The sequence below is a fragment of the Lysobacterales bacterium genome (assembly GCA_014946745.1).
Classification (GTDB): domain Bacteria; phylum Pseudomonadota; class Gammaproteobacteria; order Xanthomonadales; family Xanthomonadaceae; genus Aquimonas.
Genome location: JADCRD010000002.1, coordinates 299,199 through 323,884 on the forward strand (window position 1 = coordinate 299,199; position 24,686 = coordinate 323,884).

Genomic DNA, 24,686 nt, shown 5'->3' on the forward strand with positions numbered 1-24,686 from the left:
TTCATGCGAGCTTCTCCGCCACGCGCAGCACGGCGCTGCGGGCGCGCGGGTTGACCATCAGCTCGTCGGTGTCGGCGCGGATGGCGCCACCCATCAAGGCCAGGGTCGGAGTGAACTCGACCGCCACCGGCAGGCGCCGGTTGCCGGGCGCCGGCTTGGCCAGCCCCTGCATGAACTGCTTGACCTGCCGGTCTTCCAGCGAATGGAAGCTGATAACGGCAAGCCGCCCCCCCGGTTTCAGCCGGGAAAGGGCGGCCGCCAGCCCTGTAACCAGATCGTCCAGCTCGCGGTTCAGAAAGATCCGCAGCGCCTGGAACGTACGTGTGGCGGGGTGCTTGCCGGGCTCGCCGCGACCGATGGTCGCGCGCACCAGATCAGCCAGCTCCGCGGTACGGCTCAGCGGCGCCTCGGCCCGGCGCGCAGCGATGGCCCGCGCAATGCGCCGGCTCATACGCTCCTCGCCATAGGCCCACAGCACATCCGCGATCTCCGTCTCGGTGGCCCGCGCCAAAAACTCGGCTGCGCTCTCCCCGGAATCCGGGTCCATGCGCATGTCCAGCGGCCCGTCCTGCATGAAGCTGAAGCCGCGCTCGGCCTGGTCCAGCTGGGGCGAGGACACCCCAAGGTCCAGCAGCACGCCATCCAGCCCATCGGCCGTCGCCGCCCACTCCGCCAGAGCCGCGAAGCTGCCGCGCCGGATCGCCACCCGCGGATCGCCCGCGAACTCGGCTTCGGCGCAGGCGATCGCCTGCGGATCCTTGTCCATCAGCAGCAGGCGGCCCTGCGGCCCCAGCTGATCCAGCACACCGCGCGCGTGTCCGCCGCGCCCGAACGTGCCGTCCAGATAGGTACCGTCCTTGACCACCCGCAGGCCTTCCATGACCTGCGCATACAGCACCGGGATGTGGTCGGCCGGCGGCGCTTCGTTGCGCATCGCCCGATCCCTCCCCGGCTACAGCGTGAGGTCGAGCATGGCCTCGCTGATCTCGTCTTCCCCGATGGTCTGACGGATCTGCGCGAGGTGTGCCTGCTCGCTCCAGAGTTCGAACTTCCCGCCCATGCCCAGCAGGACGGCCTTCTTCTCGATGCCGGCGGCGTTGCGATGGCTGGCCGGCAGCAGCAGGCGCCCGTTCGCATCGACGTCGACGAAGGTCGCCGCACCCACCAGCTTCAGCTGCAGGGCGCGATGCACCTTCTTGGCGTTTGGCAGGGCGTTGACCTGGTCACGCACCTGTTCCCAGGCGGCGACCGGGTACAGCCAGAGACACCCCTGTTCGTAAGGGTTGTAGGTCACGACAAGGCGGTTCGCACAATCGCGCGCAACAAGCTCACGGTAAGCGGTGGGCACCGCCAGCCGGCCCTTGTCGTCGATCGTGATGGCGGTCTCGCCCTGAAACATTCCCCACTGAACCCCACAAAAAACCCGTTTTTTCTACGGCTGCCCACACTAAGCACGGTGTAAAGGGGTGTCAAGAAATTTCAGGAGCGAAAACGCAGCTAAACCCCTGTCGGCATTGGGGTTTTCTGAACGGGTTCTGACAGATCGCGGGCAAAAGCGCACTGAAACATGCGCTTGGGCCGCCAAGCTCGAAACTACTTTAAGTTCGAAGCCGGCGAGCGCGCCGCGGATGTGATCGGGTTCGCAGCCAGCAGGTCCCGCAGTTCCGCGCTGATCCGCGCGGTTTCGCGCAGCGGCAGAACATCCCAGGCCTGGAAGTCGAGCTTGAGCGGTCGCACCCGACCACGCTCCAGCAGGTCGCGGTACAGCAGTCCCAGCTTGCCGCGCACCGGCTTCAGCGCCGGCACCAGCACCGGCACCGCGGTGGCGCTGGCTTCGGCGAGCATGTTGGCGGAGTCCGGCGTGACCACGATGCGGTCGGCCCAGGCCAGCAGGCCGCCGTAGGGGTTGGGTCCATCGGCTTCGCCATGCCACTGCAGACCGGGCAGATCGCCCAAGTCCTTGCGCGCGGCTTCGCGCAGCCAGGGCGGAGTGCGCCGCGAGCTGCTGACCAGCAGACTGCCGCCGTCGCGGGCCTGCCAGTGGTGCAGGATCGTGCACAGGCGCAGCCACAGCCCGCGATCGAGATCGAAGGAGGAATGCGGGCCGCCCAGCAGGACCACCGTCCGCGGCGAGGGCAGACGCGACAGTTCGGCGTGGGCGATCCGCGCCCGGGCCAGGGTGGCACCATCGACGCCGTGCAGGCCGCCCGTGAAGCTCAGCACGTTCGGGCCCGCGATCCCGTCATGCGCCGGCGCCAACACCGCATCCCAGTGCCGCAGATCGATGCGTGGATCAAGAATCTGCACGGCTCGGCAGCCCGGGACCTGCGCTTTCAGCCAGCGCGTCGCGAGCGCGCCCTGACGTCCGCAGCCGATCGCCAGCCGCGGCGGCGCCTCGCCCAGCGCCTGTTCAATGCCCGGCGCGAAAACATCCCCGCGTTCCGGCAGCCAGCGCGGCGCCAGCCAGCGCCAGGGCGCGCGGGTCTGCAGCGTCCACTCGCGGGCTTCGATGCCCAGGGCCTCGGCCAAGGCCAGCGCGGGCTTGCGGTTGCCTGCGGCACCGTCGGTCAGAACCCAGGCCGGAGCCAGCGTCGGATGCATGCGGTGGGGCCCCGGATCTGCAACGCAGCGTTGCGTCGGGCCCGGATTATTCCACGGCTGCACCAGACCTAGACTGCCGCTCGCACTCACGGGCTCCTGACCCCTGCAGTCCTAGCCTTTACGATTGTGAAGCCGCAGCGCCTGCCGCTGCTCACGCAGATCCCGCACCGGAGCCCCGCATGCCCTCCCTCGACAGCACCGCCCTCGACCAGCTTTTCCTGAAGGCCCGCACGCACAACGCCTGGCAGGACCGCGCCGTCGAGCCCGCCCTGCTGCAGCAGCTCTATGACTTGGTGAAGATGGCCCCGACCAGCGCCAACTGCTCGCCGGCCCGCTTCGTCTTTCTGCAGTCGAAAGCGGCCAAGGAACGGCTCAAGCCCGCGCTGTCGGCCGGCAACCTCGACAAGACGATGTCGGCCCCGGTCACGGTGATCGTCGCCAACGATCCGAAGTTCTACGACAAGCTGCCCTACCTGTTTCCGCACACCGACGCGCGCAGCTGGTTCACCGGCAGCGCCCAGGTCGCCGAAACCACCGCCTTCCGCAACGGCACGCTGCAGGTGGCCTACCTGATCCTCGCCGCCCGCGCGCTCGGCCTCGACGCAGGCCCGATGTCCGGCTTCGACCAGTCCAAGGTCGACGAGGCCTTCTTCAAGGACAGCGGCTGGCGCAGCAATGTATTGGTCAACCTCGGCTATGGCGATGCGTCCGCGCTGTTCGCGCGCAGCCCGCGCCTGCCCTTCGACGAAGCCTGTCAGTTTCTGTAAGCCCTCGCTCCCCTGCTCCATCGCGTCGCTTCGCGGCGCTTCGCCCACCGGCGCGCCCGCGCCTTCTCCACGAGGAAACCGCCCATGCTGAAGCCCATCGCCGCCGCCCTGCTTGCAGCCACCTTTGCCGCGCCCGCCTTCGCTGCTCCGCAGCCGGTCGAGATCGATCTGTCGCACACCCGCGTGTGGTTCTACGTCAACCACCTCGGCTTCTCCGACATGTACGGCGACTTCACTAAGTTCGACATCGACCTGAAGGTCGACCCGGAGAACCTGGCGAACTCCACCGTCAGCGCCAGCATCGACACCAGCACCGTCGACATGCGCCACGGCGGCCTGAACGACCACCTGAAGAACAAGGATTTCTTCAACGTCGGGCAGTTCCCCGCGATGACCTTCGAAACCACCGGCGTGACCCAGAACGGCGAAGGCAAGCTGGCCGTGGCCGGCAACCTCACCCTGCTCGGCGTCACCAAGCCGGTCACCCTCGACGTGACCGTCAACAAGATCGGCGAACATCCGATGCGCAAGGTGCCGTGGGTCGGCTTCAACGCCACCGCCACGATCAAGCGCTCGGAGTTCGGCATGGGCTACGCCGTGCCTGCCGTGGGCGACGACATCAAGATCTCGATCGGTCTGGAAGGCGCGCTGAAAGCCGCCGAGTAAGCGCTTTCGCATCGCGTTATCGACAGAAGGGCGGCCCTGGGGCCGCTCTTCTTCGTTTCGTGAGGCCGCCGGCTTAGTCCGTCGCGGAGCATGTCGGGCCATATGCAGGCATGGGCGCAGCAGCTCGATTAGCTTCGAGGGCCAATCGCCCACGGAAGCCGCCCGCATGAGCCAGACCCCGCCGAACTGGAAGCCCGAAACGGTTGCCGTGCACGGCGGCTACACGCCGGACCCGACCACCCGCGCGGTCGCCGTGCCGATCTACCAGACCGTCGCCTACGCCTTCGACAGCGCCCAGCACGCCGCCGACCTGTTCGACCTGAAGGTGCCGGGCAACATCTACACGCGGATCATGAATCCGACCACCGACGTGCTGGAGCAGCGCGTGGCCGCGCTCGAAGGCGGCATCGCCGCGCTGGCGCTGGCCTCCGGGCAGGCCGCGATCACCTATGCGATCCAGACGATCGCCGAAGCCGGCGACAACATCGTCTCGTCGAGCGCGCTCTACGGCGGCACCTACAACCTGTTCGCCCACACCCTGCCGCAGTTCGGCATCGAGACCCGCTTCGCCGACTACCGCGATCCCGATGCCTTCGCCAAGCTCATAGACGCCCGCACCAAGGCGGTATTCGTCGAATCGGTGGGCAACCCGCGCGGCAACATCACCGACATCGAGGCCGTGGCGAAGGTCGCGCACGCGCACGGTGTGCCGCTGATCGTCGACAACACCGTGCCCTCGCCCTACCTGCTGCGGCCGATCGAACACGGCGCCGACATCGTCGTGCACTCGCTGACCAAGTACCTGGGCGGCCACGGCAACAGCATCGGCGGCGCCATCGTCGATTCAGGCCGCTTCCCCTGGGCCGAGCACCGGGCCCGGTTTCCGCGCCTGAACGAGCCCGACGTCAGCTACCACGGCGTGGTCTACACCGAGGCGCTGGGCCCCGCCGCCTACATCGGTCGTGCCCGCGTGGTTCCCTTGCGCAATACGGGTGCGGCGCTGTCGCCCTTCAACGCCTTCCTGATCCTTCAGGGCATCGAGACCCTGCACCTGCGCATGGACCGCATCAACCAGAACACGCTGGCGGTTGCGCAGTACCTGCAGCAGCACCCGAAGGTGGCCTGGGTGAACTACGCCGGCCTGCCCGACCACCCGGAGCACGCGCTCGCGAAGAAGTACCTGCCGCGCGGCGCCTCCGGCCTGCTCACCTTCGGCCTGCCCGGCGGCGTCGAAGCCGGCGCGCGCTTTCTGGATGCCCTGCAGCTGTTCACCCGCCTGGTCAACATCGGCGACGCCAAGTCGCTGGCCACGCATCCGGCATCAACGACTCATCGCCAGCTGTCACCGGCCGAACTGGAGAAGACCGGCGTCACCCCCGACACCGTGCGCCTGTGCGTCGGCATCGAGCACATCGAGGATCTGCTGGCGGATCTGGAGCACGCGCTGGAGCGGGCTTGAGGCGGGTTGCTTCAGGCCACCGGGCCGGCCGCTCAGCGCATCGGAGTGGCGGGCAAGCGAGGCTGACGCCAGACCAGGAATAGAAAGAACACGAGGCAATCGGTCGCGCTGTCGGGCCTCGGCCCATGCCGGAATTTGGAACGTGAACCCGGCCCGTCCCCAGCTCAACAGGCCCGCCCGCTGCTAGCAGATCGGCCCCACTTCGACTCGGGACCTGTCTTGACGCCCGACAGTTCATGGACTTTCATGCGGGCTCGCATCAGGGGGCAACATGAAAATCCGAAGCAGTCGTATGTTCAGCGCCGCGCTCGCGCTGGTGGCCGTGTCGGGGTGCACGCCGTACACGCAGGTCAAGCAGCAGCGTCTGGAGGCCGTGCCGCTATCTGAGCGCGGCTATGTCATTGGCCGCTACGGCGTGGATTGCTGGCACAAGTCGCAGACCAAGTGCCAGCAGGCCTTCAATGCCCTGACCACCTACTTCGGGCAGGTCGAGCAGCCCGCTACGCCGGACGACTACATCCCCGGACTCCTGAAGGCCGAGTTCGGATCGATCACGGGCAACGACACCGAATGGGACATCGTCGACATGCAGTCGCGCCAGCGCTGGTTCTACTTCTGCGAGGTCGTGCGCGGCGGCGAGCAGCAATTCAACGGCATCCGCTACTGGAACTACGCCGGCGGCGGCAGCGGCTACCAGGTGCCGAACGAGGGCAGCCTCGGCCTGCGCTTTGATGCGCCCGCGGGGGTTGTGACCTACATCGGCTGGATCAAGGCGGCGACCGGCGATGGCCGCAACTTCGTCGGCATGCGCCTGCCTTCACCGCTGGGCCTGCAGGTGGGCGAGGGTACGGAAGAAGACTACGCGCAGGCGCTGCAGCGATGTCCAGCGGAAGCGCAGGGGCTGGAGGTGCGGCGGGTGGTGCTGGATGCGGCGAGTGCTAGGCATCCGATGGTGGGGGTGTTGAGGTGAGGGAGAGGCGCGTGGTCAGGTCCAGCAATGCGTCAGTCGGTTCTCGTGGCGCAGCGCCGTTTGGTCGAAGCTACAAAGCTAGACCTGCCCCCAAGCTTGCAATTTCCAGTGGCCCCTGATTTGCCACCTGTTCGAGAATTCTAAGCGTGTAGGGCGTTGGATTAATGAAGAATCTATCTGACAGCATCGGTTTCTCAACCCATGATTTCAAGGGATTGATCCCGCAAAGCCTTGTCCGAGCGCTCTCGACTGGTCGTTGCGCAATCTTCGCGGGCTCAGGGCTCTCTTCTCAAGCGCAAACGCCCGACGGGAAGCCCCTGCCAAACTGGCAACGGCTGCTAGTCGAAATGATCGATTGGTGCGTCGACGAAGGGATTACGCTTCAGGCCGAACCTGACGAGCTTCGAAGTGCAGTCAATCGGCGAAGGTTCTTGAGCGTGGCCGAGGAACTTCAGCAGTCGCTTGGCCAGCGACAGGCTTCTTGCCTCTCCAAAATTCTAAGAACAGCTGATGCTCGGCCAGGCATGGCTCACGAGATTTTGACAAAGCTGCCCGTCTCTTGCGTAATCACATCGAACTATGACGCGCTAATTGAGGGTGCGTTCGCTGCGCAGTCGGGAGGAATACTGCCGCCCGTCTATTCGCAGGCTGGCTTAGATCAAGCGCTCAGTTGTTTGCGCGAAGGACGATTTTTCGTTTTCAAGGCGCACGGTGACTTGAACCAATCGAGCTCGATTGTCCTCGGATCTAGAGATTACACGAGATTGTTGTACTTGAGCCCGGCCTATAGATCATTTCTGGAGGCAATCTTCTCAAGTCACACTGTGCTATTTGTCGGGTTTGGTGGAGATGACCCCGATCTTGATGCAGTGATCGACAAGCTTTCCGCTCTTTACGAGAGAGGTTTAGGTCGGCATTTTATTCTCCTTCCGAGTGATCAGTTCTCCGCATTTGAGCGGAGGCGGCTGTTGCAAGATCGCCAGTTGGACTGCATAACGTACGCCAGAGACGGCAGTCATTCGCAAGTGGTTGAGTTTTTGAAGGGGCTCTATTTGCGATCGCGAGATCAAGGTGGTGAATCAGTTTTGGCTGAGAATGAGGAGGTCAAGGAATCGACCCAGCCTAAGATTTGCATAATCGGGGGGTCCCGCGACACGAGCTTCATTGAGGAGATACAAAAGCTGTCGGAAGAAGCCGGCTACGGAGGTGCAAAACGACGCCTAGAGGTTGTGGGTGACCATAATGCCGCGGATCGGATCTCACTCGAAATTGACGAGGCGGATTGCTTGGTGCCTGTTTTCTCTGGAGAGGACTATATGAAGCCTTTGATCTCGTTTGCTATTGATCGCGCATTCGCAGCTGACAAGGACATCCTTCCGATCACGGTTGGAGATGCGAGAATGCCTCCGGAAGCCCGACCATTTTCATCTGTTCATGTCGACAAGCTTCCTGCGAGCCCTCAAGTTAGGGCTTCGATACTCTCGGCGCTGCGCCGCATGCACAAGAACAGGTAGATTCAAGAAAAGTAGAAGGGGGTCAGGTTGACTTTTGGAAGAGCAGGGATCGGAGTGAACGCTCGCTCATCCCGCCGCTCTGTTGGCTCGCGCGGTGATGTCTGCACAGCGCTCCATGAGCACCTCGAAAGGCTCGGCTTTGTCGAGAAGGAGCCCATCCTCGACCATCCGCGCGTAGTCTTCTGCGAGAGCTTTCGCGCCGTCGCCGGCTGGCACCAGGTGCAACCCGCCGTTCACAGCTGAGGCGTAGTCGATCAGAGATCGGTCGGCGGCCTTCTCGGGGAAGAACATCGCCTTGTGACGCGCCACGGCGTTGGCAAGCTCGCGATCAGCGCACGCCGCCACCGCGAAGCCGGCTTCATCGAGACGCACCACGTCATGCCAATGACGCGCGAAACGATGGCCGCGCAGCCGCTCCTGAAGGCAAAAGACGTGGATCGCGGTCGCCTTTTCCCAGAAGGTCCGCTCGGCATGCATGACCCTCGGCCGAGCGGTCGGAAAGATCACGCCATCCACCAGCCCGGCCGCATCGCAGGTGACATCTCGCGGGCTCGCAGGTTCGCCCGTCGAGCGAGCGCCGAATTCGAGCATGACGCTGGGCGAGACATACCCCGAGCCTGCCGCCCTCGCCTGATAGTCAATGAAGAGCTTCTCACCCTCGACGCGGATCACGGCCGATAGGGACTCGCCCGCCAGTGCTTCGGCGATGACCGGCTGAACGGCCTCCTTTACCCATTGCGGCAGGCGCTCGCGCACCGCGCTGGTCCAGCGCTTTTCCTCGCTCCGCGTCTTCGGCAGCGCTTCGCCATTATCCCCGACAAGGTCGGGGGCGAGCGCGCGAATGTCGTAGGTCAGATCAACGTCCTCGGAGAACCGCCGGATGACGCCGTAGGCCTTCGACAATGAAGTGCCGCCCTTGAACACCAGATGCTCGCCGAGCGACGAACCGTAGAGCGTCGCCAGCGCCCACACCACCCACGCATCCTTCTCCAGCAGGTGGGCCGGTCGACCCGAGCGGTCGGCAGCGACGCTCAAGGCTTCAAGGCGATCCTCGGCCGGAAGGCGGAGGAAGGCGTCAGCCATGTGCGACCTTGCCCACGCTGCGAGCAAGCCAAGTCGGAAGCTGAGGCGCCGCCGCCACCAGTTCGCTGAACGCGGCGGGCGGAAGCTTGCGTTTCAGGGTCTGGAGAGCAGACTCGGCCCGCTCCGGTCCGAGCCAGGCAAGCGCTCGCACTGCTTGCCCCGCCGGCCGATGCGCCATGGCGAGTTGCCAGCGCGGGGCGTGGCGAAGCTCGACGATCTGCTTGCCGAGGTTCATCTTCCGGGTACGCCCCGAGGTCAGATACACCGACCGGACCGGCACCTGCGTCGTAAGGCCGAGGCTGTTGGCGGCAGCCGCACCACTGGAGACGATGACCTCGCCGCGCTGGGCGGCAAGCGCCTCGACTGCCTGTTCCACCGACGGCGCCCGCGTGCCAAACCGGCTCGTCACCGGCAGCAGGTAGACGCCGCGCCCGGCTCTCAGCAGGCGACCACGCTCGGCCAGACGCGACAAGGCCTGATCCACCGCGGCACGACTACCGAGATGGAGCAAGCTCTTGGCCGCGACCGGCATGCCTTCCGGCTGCTGCTTTGCGTGCTCAAGAATCTGCTCGGTCAAACGCTGCATGGCCATCCTCCTGTCAGAAGCGTACGCAGTTTTCTGACAGTATCCAACCTTTGGCGTAGCTTGCCGGCCAGATGAGCGCCGAGCCTTCGCCGGAAGGGCCGTCGACCAGGCCCTCGCGCGATGAGATGCGATTGGTCAACGTCGATGTGCCCCGATGGATGGTCGCGAGAGTATCGACGTCCGCTCTGACGTTCGCGGCAGGTGAGGAGGCGGGAAAACAGCTTCACGCCCCAAGCACGGTGGACACACACTGGCGGGTGACGGCTTTGGGAGTGTTGTCGAGAGTGCCGAGACTCTGCACAGGGCCCCAAAGGCGGCCTCTAACACATCCGCTTACTGACCCTCCGAATGCATGAAGTGTCGCGCGAACGGTCGCCCCTAGCCTTGCTCCAGCCACAAAGTCCCCCCTGACGCAGCAGGAGTGAGAAGTAATTGCCCAGCTCCACTGCGCAGCTCCCACACCAAAGCCGACAGCTATCCTCCCTCCATGCCCCTACGCCACTTAGCTGCCAACCGCTACATCACCCCCCTCCGCGAAGGCGGTTCCATGCCCGCCGTGGTGGAAGGCGAGGACGAGGGGCTGTATGTGCTCAAGTTCCGCGGCGCGGGCCAGGGGCCGAAGGCGCTGGTGGCGGAGGTCATTGCGGGTGGGTTGGCGCGGGCGTTGGGCTTGCCGGTGCCGGAGATCGTGCTGATGGATCTGGACGCGGAGCTGGCGCGGACCGAGGCCGATCCGGAGATCCAGGATCTGATTCGCGCCAGCGCCGGGCTCAACCTGGGCATGGACTATCTGCCCGGCGCGATCAACTTCGATCCGGTCGCCGAGCAGCCCGATGCGGAGCTGGCCTCGCGCATCGTCTGGTTCGATGCCTACATCCACAACCTCGACCGCACGGCGCGCAATCCCAACCTGATGGTCTGGCACCGCCGGCTGTTCCTCATCGACCATGGCGCGGCGCTGTACTTCCACCACGGCTGGAACGGCGATACGGCGCAGGCCGGCAAGCCCTTCCCCTTGATCCGCGACCACGTGCTGCTGCGCGCGGCGTCCGCCATCGCGGAGGTCGACGCGGACATGGCGCAGCGCCTGCAGGGTGATGCGATCGCCGAGGTCGTGGTGCAGGTGCCCGATGCGTGGCTGCAGGGCGCGCAGGACTTCGGCGATCCGCGCGCCCAGCGCACGGCCTACGTGGACTACTTGAGCAGACGGCTGGCGGAGCGCCAGGGCTTCGTGCAGGAGGCGATCCGTGCGCGCACATGAGCTCTACGACTACGCGGTGATTCGTGTGGTGCCGCGCGTGGAGCGCGAGGAGTTCATCAACGTCGGCGTGATCCTGTCCTGCGAGGCGGCCGGGTTTCTGCAGGCGCGGATCGAGGTGGACGCGGCGCGCCTGCGCGCGCTCGACCCGGCCATCGACATGGAACTGGTCTGCCGGCATCTGGAGGCGATCCCGGCGATCTGCCGCGGCGGTGAAGCCGCGGCGCCGATCGGCCTGCTGCCGCCGCGTACGCGCTTCCATTGGCTCACGGCGCAGCGCAGCGCCATCATCCAGACCTCGCCCGTGCACATGGGCCGCTGCGGCGGTGATCTGGTGGCCACGCTGGAGCATCTGATGCATCGGATGGTGCGTCTGCCTGCGCAGCCGGGCTGAGCGGCGCGCGTCGGGCCTCGGCACATCTACCCCGACCGACTTCGCCCTACTCAAGTCCGCAGCCGCCACCTGCTACGGAAGAAGTGGGTCACAACGTAAGTTCCCCGTGTCGGGCCTGGACTCTGGATCCGCCCGCCCACACCCGGCACCTGGATGCTCCGGCTTCGGCTATCGTCGGGTGGTTCCGGGGCACGCCCTCAGCGCTTCGCGAGGCGGCGCGGGTGCGCTGTCGCGCCTCAGATCCTGCGCGCGAACTGGAAGGCTTCGCGCTGGATGCTGTACTCGGCGCTGCCCCCGCCCAAGGCGGCGCGCACGCGCAGCTCACTGCCCCGGTGTTCGATCAGCTCCACGACGCGACCACCGCTGTGGCGGGTGAACACGCGCACCTGCTCGCCCACCAGCGGCTTCAACTCGTCCCACTGCAGGGCGCTGGGATCGCGATACTCCGGTTGCCATTCGGTGTCGGCAGCGCTGCTGGTCGGCGCCGAAGGGCGCGTGGCCAGCGCAGCATTCGGCACGTCCGTCGAAACAGGGGCGGGTGAGCCTGCAGCCCCGTTCGCAGCTCCAGCGGCGGCCGCGCGCGCGGGTTGCACGCTGCGTCCTGAGCGCACGCCACCGCTTCCGCCGAGACTGGCGAGCGGACGGCCGCTGCCCTGCCCCTGCGCTCGCGCCAGCGCCTCCTGCTCACGCTCGATCAGACGCCAGGTCGAGAGCGCGCTGTCAAAGCCATCGAGCGGACGCTCACGGACCTGCGCCAACTGCACGGCCACCGTTCGCCCCGCGCGCTGCAGGCTCATGTTCAAGCGCGGCAGCACCTCCATGGATTGGCGCACGCCGTAGAAGTCGTCCGAATCGAGCGGCGGCGCATAGCGCACTTCGGCGGCGAGGCTGCCACCGCGCGCGGCGAACTCGCGGTAGAGGCGCACCGATTCATCGTCGACCGACAGCCCGTTGTGGGCAAAGATGCGCTGCAGCGAATCGATATGCCGCTGCACGAAGGCCGCCTCGTCGATACCCGCGACCTTTGCGCACTGCCGATTGCGCGCGGCAACGAAGCCCAAGTCTTCGATCTCGATGCGCTCGGAGTGGATCTGCGTGGCGAGGTGATCCAGCACCAGGGCGTTGCTGCCGCCGAGCAGCGTCTCCTTGCGCGTCACCCGCACCTGCGAGACACCGGGCACTTCCAACAGGATCTGCGCGTCCAGGTCGCTGCCCCGGATCTCATAGTCGAACACCAATCTGGCCGCGCCGGGGCTCAAGCCCAGTTCGGCAAGCTGGAAGCGGCTGAAGGCCAGCAGGTCGCTGCAGCCTTCGCCATCCCAGGGCGAGGCCGCATCGGCGCTGAAGGGCCCGAGATCGCCGAGGCTGGGGTCACCAAGGTCGGCATGCGCCTCCACGCCCAGCAGCTCCAGATGGATGCGATCGACCTGGATGCGATGCTGGCGCTTCTGGAAGATCAGATTCCGCAGCACCCAGAACCAGCCCGGCGTCTCGGCGACCACGTACTCGGCCCGCAGCACCGCCTCGCCGGTGTTCTCGTCGACGATGCGGAAGTCCTTCGCGTAGAGATCCCCATCCCACTCGAACCAGGCCCCGCGGAAGGTCGTCTCGAAGTCGCCGTAGGCGACGAGAATGCTGCGCGAGATGAAGTACTCGGCGCGGTCGAGCGTCCACCACGTGAGAGCGGCGATGCCAAGCACAAGGCCAAGAATGCGCTTCAGATCGATGGACTGTTTGCGGGCGGCTTTGGGCATGACGTTCGCTCGTTGGCAGGCCCGGCGCCTGCCCCTCGGGGGCGTGATGTAAGCATGAAAGCAGCGTCACTTGAACTGTCCAACGCATGTCGTGCCCAGGCGTGCGAGGCCCCGCGTTCGACCGGCATTGCGCCTCCCAGAGCAGATCGCGCCAGCGCCACCGGTGTCATCCCTTGGGCGCCGTCGTTCGTGCGGCCTCGATGAGGGCACGGCCGCGAGTCACGCCCGCGGATCACCCGATCCAGCCTGAAAACCCGCCGCCATGGCGCGCCGCAACGCCGAGCCCTTCTGCGTTGCCCTAGTATCCGCAGCGGTCCCCGCCGAGCGCCCAGCCATGCAGAGAATCCCGACCTTCGTGCTCACCCTGCTGCTGTCCGGAGCCGCGCAGGCCAGCGACCTGATCGGCGAGGCCCGCGTGGTCTTCCAGGATCAGCACGACCCCAACCTGATCGCCCTGGCGGACGGTCGGCAACTGAGCGTGCTCTACGACGACGGCGCTTGGGAGGCCGTCGACGCGCTGGCGCCGGGCGCCGAGCTGGCGCTTGGCTTTGATGCCGAGCATGGCACCGTGCTGGTGCTGCCGAACGGTGGCCCGCAGATCCCGGTGGTGGACGACCTGGGCGACCAGCACCCCATCGCGCGGGCAGCGGAAAGCTGCATGCAGCTCAGGGACAGCACGCTCGGCATGCACGAGTGCCTCGGCGAGGCCATGGAGCGCTGGGATCTGCAGCTCAACCTGCACTACAAGCGGCTGACCGCCGGCCTGTCGGAAGAGTCACTCACCGAGGTCAAGGCCGCGCAGCGCGCGTGGATGGCCTGGCGTGACGCCCAGTACGAGGCTTTCACTGCGCTGAGCAGCGACGGCGGCTCGCTGGGCGGCGTCATCAACGGCCAGCGCCGCCTCGCCATCGTCCGCGAACAGGCCGTGCGGCTGGGCGGGCTCGCTGCCGACTGAGCGACGCAGAAAGGCGTGAGGTTGCTCGCCGGCGGCGGACACGACCAACAGAGATTGCACTGCACCGGCGACCAAGGCCCTGACTTTCGCAGCACCTGATTAGTGTCGAACCTCAGTTGACGATTGGAGCGCTTGGGCGTCGAGGCTCCTGCAGCACTTGGCTTTCGTGATTCTGAGCGGCCTAAGTTTCGCGCACCCACGGCGAGCCTCGGAGTCCGACCGTGCGAATCTTGCTTCAAGGCTTGATGTTGCAGGAATTTCTGATCGCCGGGCCAGCGTTGCGCACTGAGGTTCGACACTAATCAGGTCGCAGCAACGAGTGCTGCAGCGACTGGAGGGCGCGACACACCGGGTCTCGTCTGCGGACGCGACAACTGGTGGGCGAGACTGGTCAAGGCCATCGTGGAACTGATCAGTGCTCGCGATTCCGGCACGGGTCCGGGCTCGCTTTCGCTGGCTCAAGCATCCCGTGTTTGATGCGCACGCGCGCCCTCTATCGCGCGAGGCAACCCTCGATTCTTCAGCGTTGCCTCGGGCCTTTGCCTCGGACTTTGCCGGATGGGCCAGCATCGGCAACCGTTAACGGGGCTCGCGCGGACCGCGACGTCCACCAATGCCTCCGTCGCCTCGGCGGCGACTAGGGAGAGTCGCTATTCCCTCGTGCGGACGTTGCCCTCGCGGGTGACTCAAATCCATTCGAGAAAAGCTCAGCGAGCCCCGATAGAACATAAGCCCCGCCGTCTTGAGGGTTGCCGAAGGGCAGGGTGCCCCCGCTGCCAGGGGCACCAATCAGGGCGAAACCGCCGGAAGCAGCCACCGAGTTGCCAAATCTGTCGCCAGATCGGGCCACGTTGTCGGTCAGAGCCCTCTCGAGCGACCAGACGCCCTGTTCTCGCGTGAACAGATAGACCAAGTCTGACTCGGGCGCAGCGACCAGAAGAGAGTTCCGGCTGACAGCCACCGAAGCGCCGAACGCGTCAAAGAAAGACTGCCCGCTTTCCAGCCTCGCCTGTCTGCTCCAGCTGGAGCCTGCTCGTGAGAAGACGTAAACAGCGTTCGCAGGTTGCGGCTGCGCTCGCTCGCTAGCACCGCCGATGACGGCAGTGTCAGCGTCGAGATCCACTGCGAGGCCAAAGCCTCCCCCCTGTCTCTCAAGATCCGGAGTAAGCCTGGCGCTCTGCGACCATGCAGACCCAACACGCTCGAACACATAGGCGACCCCACGATAGAGGCCGCCGGCATTGATGGCGTCCGTGGCCCCGATAAGCACCCTATCGCCGTAGATGGACACGCTCAGCCCGAAACGGTCCTGGGCCGCGCCATCACTCGCTGTCAATTTGCCCTGGAGGGACCACCGCTGGCCGTCACGCACGAACACATAAGCGGCTCCCTGGTCAGGGTTGCCTCCAATCCTGTGTCCAAACGCCCCAACCACCGCAGACTGACCGTGCAAGCCAAGGGCAGCGCCGAACCCGTCAAGAAACTCCCCGTCCTCGGAGGTCAGCGTAGCCTCCAGCCCCCAGGTCGATCCGCTGCGACGGTACGCATAGACGGCGCCACGCCCGGCGACGCCACCAACGGCTGCATGAGGGGCACCAACCAATGCGAGATCTCCAAAAATGGCAACGGATGCGCCGAAGCTATCGCCCATTGAAGGATCCGGCGACTCCAGTCGCGCCTGCAGAATCCACTGCTTGTCCTCGTAGGCAAAGACGTAGGCAGCGGCGGGGTTCGCTTGAGGCCCTCCGGAGCTTGTCGATGCCGAGACCACGGCGGTCCCGTCGTGAGTATCCACGCGATAGCCAAAGCCCTTGATGTCGCCACTGCGGCGGACAGCGATCTGTTCCGGAACAGCGGCGCCCGCGACCGCGCTCGGAGCAAAAAATGCAGCCCCCTGTTTCGAGTTTCCCTCCACGTCCCGCCCAGGGGCGCCCATGAGCAAGCTTCCTCCACTCAGTGCAACTGAGGTTCCAAGCGCGCTCTGAAACTCGACGGGTGGAGGAGCAGAGTAGGAGACCTGCTGAGACCAAGTGCTCCCCGTACGGGCAAAAACATAGGCGCGCCCAGCGAAAGCAGAGGTTGTAGGCGCTCCCACAGCTGCGATGCCCGCGTCGAGCGCCACGGAGTGACCAAACCTAGCGGCAGCCTCGCCACCGAACCCCAAGAGCCGCGCTTCCTCAGACCAACTCGTGCCGGATCTCCGAAACACGTAGGCCGCGCCACGTGCCACGCTTCCCGAAACACGATGATTGGGTGCGCCAACCAACGCGGCATCTCCATCCAAGGCCACCGAGAACCCGAAAAAGTCATAATCGGCGCCATTGCTGGCCGTCAGCCTTGCTTGCTGTATCCACCCGCCGCCACTCTGGACAAACACGTAGGCGGCTCCTTGATCGAAGTTTTCGGCCACCTGATGCGTCCAGGCACCGATCAGTGCAGTCGTGCCAACGAGGTCAACCGACGCTCCGAACCTGCTTCCTCGACCACCGTCCGCGGCTACCAGCATTGGGCCCTGCTGAGACCAGCTTGATCCAACTCGGACGAAAACGTACGCAGCACCCTGCTCCACCGCCGTGCCAACCGTTTCGTGTCGAACGCCCACCAGCGCAATGTCGCCGCTCACTGCCACCGACGTCTCGTATCGGTCGAAGGCATGGATGTAGCTAGTCGTCAGTCGCTGCTGCTGAACCCACGCCCCGCCACTGCGCACAAAAACGTAAGCGACAGCAATTCGATTGCTGCCATCGGGCCCGCGGAACAGTCCACCGATGATCGCTGTATCCCCATCCAGATCGACGGAATAGCCGAACAGATCGGTCGACTCTCCGTCCTGAGCCACCAGCTTGGTTTCGTACTGCCAGTTTTCGCCGACTCGCTTGAACACATGCACAGAGCCCTGATCGACGGCGTTGCCAACATCATCGCGAGGCGCTCCAATCAGAGCTGTATCCCCATCGAACGCCACTGAAAAGCTGAACTCATCCTCGGGGGCGCCGTCTGCACCGACAGTGGCCGCATCGCCTTCAAACTGCACGAGGCTTTGCAAGTTCGCGTCGACGGCCCTTTGGAGCGACGCCCACTGACCATGGTCCAGTTGCGCCGGCTTCGCTGCCGCTTCGAGCCCAGCTGCATGACACGCAGCCACTCCCAGCCAATTCGATGCTGCAAACGCGAGCGCAGCCGAAACTCTGAAAAAACTGATCATCGTAGACTCCGGAGTCAGACGCGAAGTAAGAACGTCTTGCTTGGGCGGCGAATACGGAATGCCGGGTCATGGATCAAGTCTGGCCCACAGCTGGCAGAAAACCGCTAGCACCAAAAGCCCCGCATCTTGATCCAAGCAAGCTGGTCAGGCGCGAAACGATACCGGAGCCATGACGTCGACGGTAGGTCAAGCGAAGCGGCGGGCACTGGCGCCACGGGTGTGATTTCTGCTCACCGCGCTAGAATCCCGATCCTCGCCCCATCGCGTCCAACCACCATGCCCGCCACCGCCACTGACCGCGTGATCCCCGCCAACGCCCAGAACCGCTACGAGGTGACGCAGGCGGATCTGCCGCTGTCCTGCCCGATGCCCGGGATGTCGCTGTGGAATTCGCACCCGAAGGTCTACCTTCCGGTGGAAGCCAAGGGCGAGGCGGTCTGCCCCTACTGCGGCGCCCACTACGTGCTGAAGGCCTGAGGCTTCGGGCCTCAGGCCCGCGGTTGGCAGTTCAAGGGCTTTGCTCCGCTGCGCCGGCCCTGCGTGCACGCCGCGACGCCGGCCGGCACGAGACTCGGCACCCCGCTCAGGCCAATCTGTGAGCCCCCGCGCCGGCGGTGGCGCGCGATCTTGGCCCTTCGGCGCCCCATCCTCCCCCGCACGCCCGAGCGCGAACCCTGACCCATGCTTGAAGCCGACCCCGGGCAGCCGCTGCCCGACGAGCCCATCGAAGAGCCCGCGGGCCCGAAGCGCCTGACCGTGCTGCAGCTGCTGCCGCGACTGGACGCGGGCGGCGTCGAGCGCTCGACCCTGGAAATCGGCCGCGCTCTGGTCGCGGCCGGGCATCGCTCCTGGGTGGTCAGCGGGGGCGGCAGGCTGGTGGCGCAGCTGGAGAAGGAGCGCAGCAGCCACGTCGAGCTGAAGATCGGCGCCAAATCGCTGGCCACGCCGGCGCGGATCTTCGCGCTGCGCTGGCTGATCCGCGAGGTCAAGCCCGACATCGTGCACGCGCGATCGCGCCTGCCGGCGTGGATGGCGCTCGCAGCGATGATCGGCCTGCGGCCGCGGCCGATCTTCATTACGACCGCTCACGGCCTGAACTCGCCCGGCCGCTACAGCGCGATCATGGCCCGCGGTGACCGCGTGATCTGCGTGTCGCGCACGGTGCGCGAGTATCTGCGTGGGCACTACCCGCAGGTGCCGGACGAGCGCTATGTGGTGATCCCGCGCGGGATCGAGCCTGCTGCTTTCCCGCCGGGGCATGAGCCCACGCCGGCCTGGCGCGAGGACTTCTTCCGCAGCCATCCGCAGCTGGCCGGCGGCCATTTGCTGACCCTGCCCGGCCGCGGCACGCGGCTCAAAGGCCATGCGCAGGCGATCGCGCTGCTGGCCGGCCTGGTAGCGCGCGGTGTCGATGCGCGCCTGCTGCTGCTCGGCGCCGACGAAGCCGGTCGCCAGCGCTATCTGGCCGGACTGCGCGCACAGGCGCGTGCGGCCGGCGTCGAGGACCGCTTGGCGATCACTCCGCCGCGCGCCGACGTGGCCGATGTCTACGCGATCAGCGATCTAGTGCTGCAGCTCTCCAGCAAGCCCGAGGCCTTCGGCCGCACGGTGATCGAGGCTCTGCACATGGGCGTGCCGGTGCTGGGCTTCGAGCACGGCGGTGTCGGCGAACTGCTGCGCGAGCTGTATCCGGCCGGCGCGGTGCCCCTGGCGGATGGCGCGGCTCTGCTGGACGCCGCGCAGCGCCTGCTGGCCTCGCCGGTGCCGGTTTCGCCCTTCGAGGGCTACCGCCTCGCCGACATGCAGCAGGCCACGCTGGATCTCTACGCCGAACTCGCGGCCGCGCGCGGATGAGCGAGGCACTGCGCGCGCATCTCGCGGTGGTGCGCGCGCAGGCGCCAGCGCTGTCGCTGCTCGCGGTATTCGCGTTGCTGCCGTTCTCGCGCAGCTACGAGCTGCCGCTGCTGGTGATGGCCGTGCTCGGCGCGAAGCAGGTGCCCGGCCTGTTCCGCGCGGGCGCTGAGCCGCTGCAGCGACTGGCCGCCCTGCTCTTCCTGGGCTACTGGCTGCCGCAGCTGTTCTCGGCTGTCGATTCGATTGCGCCAGCCAAGAGCTGGACGGAGGTCGCAGTGGACCTGCGCTTCCTGCCCGTGCTGCTGTATGCCCAGCGCGGGCTGTCGCAGCCGGGTGCTGCCGCCTTCGCTCTGCGCGGCCTGGCCCTGCTGGTGGCGCTATGGAGCGTGGACGCGCTGATACAGGCCGTGGCCGGCGTCTCACTGGGCGGCGCCAACCGCGTCGATCGCCTGAGCGGCATCTTCGGTGACGACGATCTGAAGCTCGGCGCGGTGATGGCGGCGCTGTCGCCGCTGCTGCTGGTGGCGGCGCGTCAGCGCTTCGGCTGGCGCGGCTTCGCGCTGTCGGCGCTGGCACTGGCGGTGGTGATCGGGCTGGCCGGCGCCCGCGCGGCCTGGCTCAGCTATGCCGGCGTACTCGCGCTTCTGCTGTGGTTCGCGCTGCCGCGCCTGTCCCAGCGGCTGGGTGCGCTGGCGATCGCCTGCGCGCTGCTGCTCGGCGCGGGCCTGGTCCTGCACCACAGCTCGCAGCGCTTCGCCGAGCGTATTGAGCGCAGTGCCGCAGCGCTCGGTGGCGACTCCGAAGCACTGGACCACGCGCTGTCCTTCCGCCTGCCGATCTGGCGCGCAGCGCTGTCGATGATCGAGGCGCATCCCGTCAACGGCGTCGGGGTGCGCGCCTATCGGTATGCGTACCCGGATCACGCGGCGGCCGACGACCGCTTCGTGTTCCAAGGCGAGCGTGGCGAACAGGGGGCCTTTCACGCCCATCAGATCGTGCTGGAGATCCTGAGCGAGACCGGCACGCTCGGACTGCTCTGCTGGCTGGCCGCGCTGGGCTTCGCCCTGCGCGCCCTGCGCGCGGCGACCGCGGCCGCGCGCGCGCAGGCCTGGCCGGCGAGCCTCGCATTGCTGACCCTGCTGTTTCCGCTGAACACCCACTACGCGGTGTATTCGAGCTTCCTGTCGGTGCTGCTGTTCGCGCTGATCGCGCTCTGGCTCGGGGCGCTGTCAACGCGGCCGGCATCCGTGCGTTGAAGCGCGGGCAGGCCCACAGCGGCCTGCTCCCATTGCGCCCCCACAGGAGACCCCCGATGAACCTTCGCAGCAGCCTCGCCGCCCTTGCCCTGTTCGCCTTCGCCCAGTCGGGACAGGCCCTGACCCTCAACAAGGAAACCACCCTCGCCGACGGCCGCGGCGGCCAGATGGTCGCGGTGACCACCGGCGAGCTCGGCGCGGCCGACGCCAGCCGCAGCACCGACGCCACCTTCTCCAACTTCCAGCCGCGCGAGGACGGCGGTCGCATCAGCGGCAGCCTGCGCCGCGAGTTCAGCCGCGAAGGCCGCGACACCGAGAGCGTGCTGAGCGGCCGGCTCACGCTGACCCCGGCCGCCGGGGCCACCAGCAGCACGCCGCGGGTGCTGGAGATCAACGACCTCACCGTCACCCGTGAGGGCGACGGCCCCGAGTTCGGCGGCAGCGTCAGCATCGACGGCCAGGCGATTCCGGCCGAGCGCTTGCCCGCCCCCATCCGCAAACTGCTGCGCCGGCTGGTCGGCCTGACCCAGCTGTAAGCGCGGTCGGCGCCAGCTCGCCGCGCTCGCGGATCAGGCTCCGACGCGGCGTGTTGGGTGTTGCGGACATGCCAGACGCATGGGCGCGCAGCCAGGGGCTGCGCGCGCTATCGCAGTTCTGGCAGGCTGCGCGCGGACCTTCCTACGCATCCCACGCATGCCGATCGTGACCCTCCAGCATGGCGATGACATCGCCGAGTTCAGCCTGTTCGGCGGCCAGCTGCTGTGCTGGCGCACGCAGGGGCGCGAGCGCCTGTTTCTGAGCCCGCGCGCGGTGCTCGACGGCAGCGCTGCGGTCCGCGGCGGCGTGCCGGTGATCTTTCCGCAGTTCAACGCGCGCGGGCCGTGTGTGCGGCACGGCTTCGCGCGCACGCAGACCTGGCAGCTGCGCGAGCGTGCAAACGAGCGGCTGCTGCTTGAGCTCATCGATTCCGAGGCATCGCGCGCGCTGTGGCCGCATCGCTTCGCCCTGCGCCTTGAGGCCAGCCTGTCGGCGGGCGCACTGGCGCTGGCGCTGACGGTCGAAAGCCGCGATGCCAGCCCCTTCGAGTTCAGCTGCGCCCTGCACAGCTACCTCGCTTGCGCGCTCGGCGAGGCACGCGTGTTCGGGCTGACCGGCTGCGGTTTCGAGGAAGGCGGCGACTGGCATCGGGCGTCGGGCGATGACCCGCTGGTGCCGTCGCCTCCGCTGGACCGGATCTACCGTGGACCCGCGCCCGCGTTGCGCCTGCACGACGGCGAAGCAACCCTGGCGGTCGAGGCCGAGGGCTTCCGCGACTGGGTGATCTGGAATCCCGGCCGCGCAGGCGCGGAGGCGCTCGCCGATCTCGGCGGCGAGGCCGGCGATCGCTTCCTGTGCGTCGAGCCCGGCGCGATCGTCGAGCCGATCCGGCTGGCGCCGGGTGAGCGCTGGCGCGGCGTGCTGAGGCTGCGCGTGCTGGGCTGAGCTTCGACAGGCCGGCGTCGACGCGCCTCACGCCGCAGCCCACCTGCCGCTATCCTTGCAGGCTTCGCGTCCGCCTCGAACACGGGCAACGCCCTGCAGGAACCCCCCATGCCGAATGCCCGCCTGCTCGTGGTCGACGACGAGCCAGATATCCGTCAGCTGCTGTGCGAAGTGCTGGAGGACGAAGGCTATGCGGTTACCACCGCCGAGCACGCCGAGGCCGCACGTGCCGCCCGCGGCGAAGGCCGCTTCGACGCCGTGCTGCTCGACATCTGGATGCCCGGCACCGACGGCATCGCGCTGCTGCGCGAATGGAAGACCGCGGGCGACGACACGCCGGTGGTGATGATGTCGGGCCACGGCACCATCGAAACCGCGGTCGAAGCCACGCGGCTCGGCGCCTACGACTTCATCGAGAAGCCGGTGACCCTGGCAAAGCTGCTGATCACGCTGGAGCGCGCACTCGAAGCGCAGCGTCTGCGCGCCGACAACCAGGCGCTGCGACGCCAGCTCAGCCCGCCGGTTGCACCGCTGGGCGAATCGCCGGCGATGCAGCGCCTGCGCGCCCAGCTCGAACGGCTGGCGGGCGTCGATGCCCCGGTGCTGCTGCTCGGCGAGGCCGGCACCGGCAAGGAGGGGCTCGCTCGCTGGATGCACGAGCACTCCGGGCGCGCCGGCCAGCCCTTCGTCACCGTCGCCGGCGCCGCGATTGCCGACGAGGCCGCTGCAGCGACGCTGTTCGGCTCGGAAGGCGAGAGCGGCAGCGTGCCCGGCCTGATCGAGCGCGCCGAGGGCGGCACGCTGTATCTCGACGAGCTGACCGAACTCGGCCCCGAGCTGCAGCTGCGTCTGTCCAGCGTGCTGGAGCGCCGCGAGCTGCTGCGCGTCGGCGGCCGTCAGCCGGTGCCGCTGCGCGCGCGGGTGATCGCCGCCAGCAGCCGCGATCTCGAAGCCGAACTCGGCGCACAGCGACTGCGCGAGGATCTCTACTACCAGCTCAACGTGCTGCCGCTGCGGGTGCCGCCGCTGCGCGAGCGCGGCGCCGACGTGCTGGCGCAGGCGCAGGCCCTGGCCGAGCACTTTGTCAGCCGCGACCGCCTGCCGCCGCGCCGCTTCAGCGACGCCGCTGCGTCGCGTCTGGCGGCACACAGCTGGCCCGGCAACCTGCGCGAGCTGCGCGCCTTGGTGCAGCGTCTGCTGGTGCTGGGCGGTGAGGCGCAGATCGACGCCAGCGAGGTGGAATCCGCGCTCGGCCGGCGTCCTGCGGCGGCGGCGACAGCCACGGCAACGGCCGCTGAGGAAGGCGGCTTCCGCGCGGATTTCTCGCAGCCGCTGCGCGAAGCCCGCGACCAGTTCGAGCGCGCCTACCTGCTGCACTGGCTGGAGCAGTGCGAGGGTAGCGTCGGCAAGCTGGCCAAGGCGGTTGGCATGGAGCGCACCCACCTGTACCGCAAGCTGCGCGACCTCGGCATCGAACTTCGGGGCGGCAAGGATGGCTGACAGCCCTGAGCCGCTGCGGGTGCTGCACTTCGTGACCGGCGGCTTCTCCGGCGGCGCCACCCAGGTCGCGGCGGCCCTATGCGAGATGCCGAACGCAGGCGGTCGCATCCAGCCCCTGCTGGTGCTGCGGCGCAAGCGGCATACCGACCCCGCGCGCATCGAGGAACTGCGCGCGCGCGGCATCGCGGTGGAGGTGGTTCCGGGCTGGTCGCACCTCGCTTCCATCACGGCCCTGGTCCGGCTGTGTCGACGGTTTCGACCACAGGTTCTGGTCGCACATGGCTTCAGCGAGCATCTCTGGGGCCGCTACGCCGGGCTGATCGCGGGTGTTCCCGCACTGGTTCACGTCGAGCACAACACCCGCGAGCGCTATACCTGGCTGCGCCTGCTGCAGTCGCGCTGGCTGGCTGCACGAACCGCGCGCATCGTCGGCTGCTCGGAGGGCGTGCGCTCGGTGCTGCTGTCGCAGGGGCTTCCCGCCGAACGCTGCATCGCCATCAGCAACGGCATCCGCCTGGAGCCGTTCGCGAATGCGGCAGAACATCCCTTGACGGCGCGTGAGCCTGGTCTGGTCATGGTCGCTCGCTACTCCAAGCAGAAGGACCACGCGAGCCTGCTCGAAGCGCTGGCACTGCTGCGACAGCGCGGGCTCACCCCGACACTGCATCTGGCCGGTGGCGGCAAGGCCCTGCATCGTCGTCCGGTGGAACAGCTGGCGCAGCGGCTCGGCCTGTCCGAGCAGGTGCGTTTTCTTGGGCTCGTTCGCAACGTGCCCGAACTGCTGATGAGTCAGCAGATCTGCGTGCTGAGCACGCGCTACGAAGGTATGCCGCTGGCGCTGATCGAAGGCATGGCCGCCGGCTGCGCGGTCCTGGGTTCGCGCGTGCCCGGCGTACAGGAGCTGATTCGCCACGAGCAGGACGGCGTGCTGGTCGAGCCCGGTTCTCCGCAGGCGCTGGCCGATGCCTTGGAATCCCTGCTGCGCGATCCCGCCAGAGCCGCCGCACTGGCTGCGGCAGGCCGTGAGCGTGCGCTCGCAGAGTTCAGCCGCGAGCGCATGCAGTCGGCGTATGCGGAGCTGCTTTTGCAGATCGGCGAGCGAACCGAGGAAGCGCTCTGAACGCGACGCACCGCGCCGGTTCGCTTCGCCGACTCCCGACGCCTCTTGCGCTGCCGGGGGGCTGGAGCGCGACAATGTGCGCTCGCAGCATCCTGCGCCGATCCCGCGCCGGAGCAGCGTTCTGACGCACGAGGCTGCGGGCGCTTGTGCAGGATCGCGAGCCCGCTCGGCCGACAACTGCAGCGCAATGCCATGCGATCATTCGCGCCTGCTGTCCGCGATGGGTCGCGCTACGGACAGGTTCCGCCCATCAGGGGGATGA

At 67.1% G+C, this 24,686-nt stretch carries 22 protein-coding genes; 15 read left to right on the plus strand and 7 right to left on the minus strand.

Translation table 11 applies throughout. The annotated features are described in order from the left end of the window. Nucleotide 1: 1 nt before the first annotated feature. The 3 genes from rsmH to H4O13_13555 form a co-directional block, all read right to left on the minus strand. Nucleotides 2-934 (minus strand): 16S rRNA (cytosine(1402)-N(4))-methyltransferase RsmH, encoded by a 933-nt coding sequence (gene rsmH, locus H4O13_13545; GenBank protein MBE5316412.1) that lies wholly within the window; start codon nucleotides 932-934, stop codon nucleotides 2-4. Nucleotides 935-952: 18 nt separating this feature from the next. Continuing rightward, the gene (gene mraZ / locus H4O13_13550) at nucleotides 953-1,399 is read right to left on the minus strand and encodes a division/cell wall cluster transcriptional repressor MraZ (GenBank protein ID MBE5316413.1); all 447 of its coding nucleotides are present in this window, start codon (nucleotides 1,397-1,399) and stop codon (nucleotides 953-955) included. A 194-nt stretch (nucleotides 1,400-1,593) separates the two neighbouring features. Next, the gene (locus H4O13_13555) at nucleotides 1,594-2,601 is read right to left on the minus strand and encodes a mitochondrial fission ELM1 family protein (protein ID MBE5316414.1); all 1,008 of its coding nucleotides are present in this window, start codon (nucleotides 2,599-2,601) and stop codon (nucleotides 1,594-1,596) included. Nucleotides 2,602-2,780: 179 nt separating this feature from the next. Between H4O13_13555 and H4O13_13560 the strand changes: the two genes are divergently transcribed. From H4O13_13560 to H4O13_13580, 5 genes are all read left to right on the plus strand, one after another. Then, entirely contained in the window at nucleotides 2,781-3,368 is a 588-nt protein-coding gene (locus tag H4O13_13560; protein ID MBE5316415.1) for a malonic semialdehyde reductase, read from the plus strand. Between the two features lie 84 nt (nucleotides 3,369-3,452). Then, nucleotides 3,453-4,034, plus strand: coding sequence for a YceI family protein (locus tag H4O13_13565; protein MBE5316416.1), 582 nt, complete (start codon nucleotides 3,453-3,455; stop codon nucleotides 4,032-4,034). Nucleotides 4,035-4,200: 166 nt separating this feature from the next. After that, nucleotides 4,201-5,493 carry an O-acetylhomoserine aminocarboxypropyltransferase/cysteine synthase gene (locus H4O13_13570; protein ID MBE5316417.1) on the plus strand — a complete coding sequence of 431 codons (1,293 nt, stop codon included), beginning with the start codon at nucleotides 4,201-4,203 and terminating at the stop codon, nucleotides 5,491-5,493. A 292-nt stretch (nucleotides 5,494-5,785) separates the two neighbouring features. Then, nucleotides 5,786-6,463, plus strand: coding sequence for a hypothetical protein (locus H4O13_13575; GenBank protein ID MBE5316418.1), 678 nt, complete (start codon nucleotides 5,786-5,788; stop codon nucleotides 6,461-6,463). A gap of 164 nt (nucleotides 6,464-6,627) precedes the next feature. Further along, the gene (locus tag H4O13_13580) at nucleotides 6,628-7,977 is read left to right on the plus strand and encodes an SIR2 family protein (GenBank protein ID MBE5316419.1); all 1,350 of its coding nucleotides are present in this window, start codon (nucleotides 6,628-6,630) and stop codon (nucleotides 7,975-7,977) included. Nucleotides 7,978-8,043: 66 nt separating this feature from the next. Here the strand turns inward: H4O13_13580 and H4O13_13585 are convergent, their stop codons facing one another. Both H4O13_13585 and H4O13_13590 read right to left on the minus strand, forming a co-directional pair. Beyond that, nucleotides 8,044-9,060: a nucleotidyl transferase AbiEii/AbiGii toxin family protein gene (locus H4O13_13585; protein ID MBE5316420.1), complete on the minus strand. Its 1,017-nt coding sequence runs from the start codon at nucleotides 9,058-9,060 to the stop codon at nucleotides 8,044-8,046. Continuing rightward, nucleotides 9,053-9,646, minus strand: a complete 594-nt coding sequence (locus H4O13_13590; protein ID MBE5316421.1) for a hypothetical protein — start codon at nucleotides 9,644-9,646, stop codon at nucleotides 9,053-9,055. Before H4O13_13590 ends, H4O13_13585 begins: the two co-directional genes overlap by 8 nt. A 487-nt stretch (nucleotides 9,647-10,133) precedes the next feature. Between H4O13_13590 and H4O13_13595 the strand changes: the two genes are divergently transcribed. Beyond that, the gene (locus H4O13_13595) at nucleotides 10,134-10,907 is read left to right on the plus strand and encodes an aminotransferase class I and II (GenBank protein ID MBE5316422.1); all 774 of its coding nucleotides are present in this window, start codon (nucleotides 10,134-10,136) and stop codon (nucleotides 10,905-10,907) included. After that, nucleotides 10,894-11,298: a DUF3037 domain-containing protein gene (locus H4O13_13600; GenBank protein ID MBE5316423.1), complete on the plus strand. Its 405-nt coding sequence runs from the start codon at nucleotides 10,894-10,896 to the stop codon at nucleotides 11,296-11,298. The genes H4O13_13595 and H4O13_13600 overlap by 14 nt, the downstream gene beginning before the upstream one ends. A gap of 236 nt (nucleotides 11,299-11,534) precedes the next feature. Here H4O13_13600 and H4O13_13605 read toward each other — a convergent pair whose 3' ends face one another. Continuing rightward, on the minus strand, nucleotides 11,535-13,052 hold the full coding sequence (locus H4O13_13605; GenBank protein MBE5316424.1) for a hypothetical protein: 1,518 nt from the start codon (nucleotides 13,050-13,052) through the stop codon (nucleotides 11,535-11,537). A 334-nt stretch (nucleotides 13,053-13,386) separates the two neighbouring features. On the opposite strand from H4O13_13605, the gene H4O13_13610 reads away from it, so the two are divergent. Further along, nucleotides 13,387-14,007 carry a DUF1311 domain-containing protein gene (locus tag H4O13_13610; protein MBE5316425.1) on the plus strand — a complete coding sequence of 207 codons (621 nt, stop codon included), beginning with the start codon at nucleotides 13,387-13,389 and terminating at the stop codon, nucleotides 14,005-14,007. Nucleotides 14,008-14,644: 637 nt separating this feature from the next. Here H4O13_13610 and H4O13_13615 read toward each other — a convergent pair. After that, nucleotides 14,645-17,212: a hypothetical protein gene (locus H4O13_13615; protein ID MBE5316426.1), complete on the minus strand. Its 2,568-nt coding sequence runs from the start codon at nucleotides 17,210-17,212 to the stop codon at nucleotides 14,645-14,647. 276 nt (nucleotides 17,213-17,488) lie between these two features. Here H4O13_13615 and H4O13_13620 point away from each other — a divergent pair, with 276 nt between their 5' ends. The 7 genes from H4O13_13620 (at nucleotide 17,489) to H4O13_13650 (ending at nucleotide 24,424) form a co-directional block, all read left to right on the plus strand. Next, nucleotides 17,489-17,689 (plus strand): zinc-finger domain-containing protein, encoded by a 201-nt coding sequence (locus H4O13_13620; GenBank protein MBE5316427.1) that lies wholly within the window; start codon nucleotides 17,489-17,491, stop codon nucleotides 17,687-17,689. A gap of 204 nt (nucleotides 17,690-17,893) precedes the next feature. Next, nucleotides 17,894-19,066 carry a glycosyltransferase gene (locus H4O13_13625; protein ID MBE5316428.1) on the plus strand — a complete coding sequence of 391 codons (1,173 nt, stop codon included), beginning with the start codon at nucleotides 17,894-17,896 and terminating at the stop codon, nucleotides 19,064-19,066. Further along, nucleotides 19,063-20,322 carry an O-antigen ligase family protein gene (locus H4O13_13630; GenBank protein MBE5316429.1) on the plus strand — a complete coding sequence of 420 codons (1,260 nt, stop codon included), beginning with the start codon at nucleotides 19,063-19,065 and terminating at the stop codon, nucleotides 20,320-20,322. The genes H4O13_13625 and H4O13_13630 overlap by 4 nt, the downstream gene beginning before the upstream one ends. A gap of 56 nt (nucleotides 20,323-20,378) precedes the next feature. Beyond that, nucleotides 20,379-20,858: a hypothetical protein gene (locus H4O13_13635; protein MBE5316430.1), complete on the plus strand. Its 480-nt coding sequence runs from the start codon at nucleotides 20,379-20,381 to the stop codon at nucleotides 20,856-20,858. A gap of 157 nt (nucleotides 20,859-21,015) precedes the next feature. Beyond that, entirely contained in the window at nucleotides 21,016-21,804 is a 789-nt protein-coding gene (locus tag H4O13_13640; protein MBE5316431.1) for a D-hexose-6-phosphate mutarotase, read from the plus strand. A 108-nt stretch (nucleotides 21,805-21,912) separates the two neighbouring features. Continuing rightward, nucleotides 21,913-23,304, plus strand: coding sequence for a sigma-54-dependent Fis family transcriptional regulator (locus tag H4O13_13645; GenBank protein MBE5316432.1), 1,392 nt, complete (start codon nucleotides 21,913-21,915; stop codon nucleotides 23,302-23,304). Next, complete coding sequence (locus H4O13_13650) at nucleotides 23,297-24,424, plus strand: glycosyltransferase (protein ID MBE5316433.1); 1,128 nt, start codon at nucleotides 23,297-23,299, stop codon at nucleotides 24,422-24,424. Before H4O13_13645 ends, H4O13_13650 begins: the two co-directional genes overlap by 8 nt. Nucleotides 24,425-24,686: the final 262 nt, after the last annotated feature.

Coding starts and splice junctions, on each gene's coding strand:
- H4O13_13625 (MBE5316428.1), top strand. CDS start 17,894: ATGCTTGAAGCCGACCCCGGGCAGCCGCTGCCCGACGAGCCCATCGAA.
- H4O13_13580 (MBE5316419.1), top strand. CDS start 6,628: ATGAAGAATCTATCTGACAGCATCGGTTTCTCAACCCATGATTTCAAG.
- H4O13_13640 (MBE5316431.1), top strand. CDS start 21,016: ATGCCGATCGTGACCCTCCAGCATGGCGATGACATCGCCGAGTTCAGC.
- H4O13_13570 (MBE5316417.1), top strand. CDS start 4,201: ATGAGCCAGACCCCGCCGAACTGGAAGCCCGAAACGGTTGCCGTGCAC.
- H4O13_13630 (MBE5316429.1), top strand. CDS start 19,063: ATGAGCGAGGCACTGCGCGCGCATCTCGCGGTGGTGCGCGCGCAGGCG.
- H4O13_13615 (MBE5316426.1), bottom strand. CDS start 17,212: ATGATCAGTTTTTTCAGAGTTTCGGCTGCGCTCGCGTTTGCAGCATCG.
- H4O13_13560 (MBE5316415.1), top strand. CDS start 2,781: ATGCCCTCCCTCGACAGCACCGCCCTCGACCAGCTTTTCCTGAAGGCC.
- H4O13_13610 (MBE5316425.1), top strand. CDS start 13,387: ATGCAGAGAATCCCGACCTTCGTGCTCACCCTGCTGCTGTCCGGAGCC.
- H4O13_13575 (MBE5316418.1), top strand. CDS start 5,786: ATGTTCAGCGCCGCGCTCGCGCTGGTGGCCGTGTCGGGGTGCACGCCG.
- H4O13_13585 (MBE5316420.1), bottom strand. CDS start 9,060: ATGGCTGACGCCTTCCTCCGCCTTCCGGCCGAGGATCGCCTTGAAGCC.
- H4O13_13620 (MBE5316427.1), top strand. CDS start 17,489: ATGCCCGCCACCGCCACTGACCGCGTGATCCCCGCCAACGCCCAGAAC.
- mraZ (MBE5316413.1), bottom strand. CDS start 1,399: ATGTTTCAGGGCGAGACCGCCATCACGATCGACGACAAGGGCCGGCTG.
- H4O13_13635 (MBE5316430.1), top strand. CDS start 20,379: ATGAACCTTCGCAGCAGCCTCGCCGCCCTTGCCCTGTTCGCCTTCGCC.
- H4O13_13605 (MBE5316424.1), bottom strand. CDS start 13,052: ATGCCCAAAGCCGCCCGCAAACAGTCCATCGATCTGAAGCGCATTCTT.
- H4O13_13555 (MBE5316414.1), bottom strand. CDS start 2,601: ATGCATCCGACGCTGGCTCCGGCCTGGGTTCTGACCGACGGTGCCGCA.
- H4O13_13645 (MBE5316432.1), top strand. CDS start 21,913: ATGCCGAATGCCCGCCTGCTCGTGGTCGACGACGAGCCAGATATCCGT.
- H4O13_13595 (MBE5316422.1), top strand. CDS start 10,134: ATGCCCCTACGCCACTTAGCTGCCAACCGCTACATCACCCCCCTCCGC.
- rsmH (MBE5316412.1), bottom strand. CDS start 934: ATGCGCAACGAAGCGCCGCCGGCCGACCACATCCCGGTGCTGTATGCG.
- H4O13_13650 (MBE5316433.1), top strand. CDS start 23,297: ATGGCTGACAGCCCTGAGCCGCTGCGGGTGCTGCACTTCGTGACCGGC.
- H4O13_13565 (MBE5316416.1), top strand. CDS start 3,453: ATGCTGAAGCCCATCGCCGCCGCCCTGCTTGCAGCCACCTTTGCCGCG.
- H4O13_13590 (MBE5316421.1), bottom strand. CDS start 9,646: ATGCAGCGTTTGACCGAGCAGATTCTTGAGCACGCAAAGCAGCAGCCG.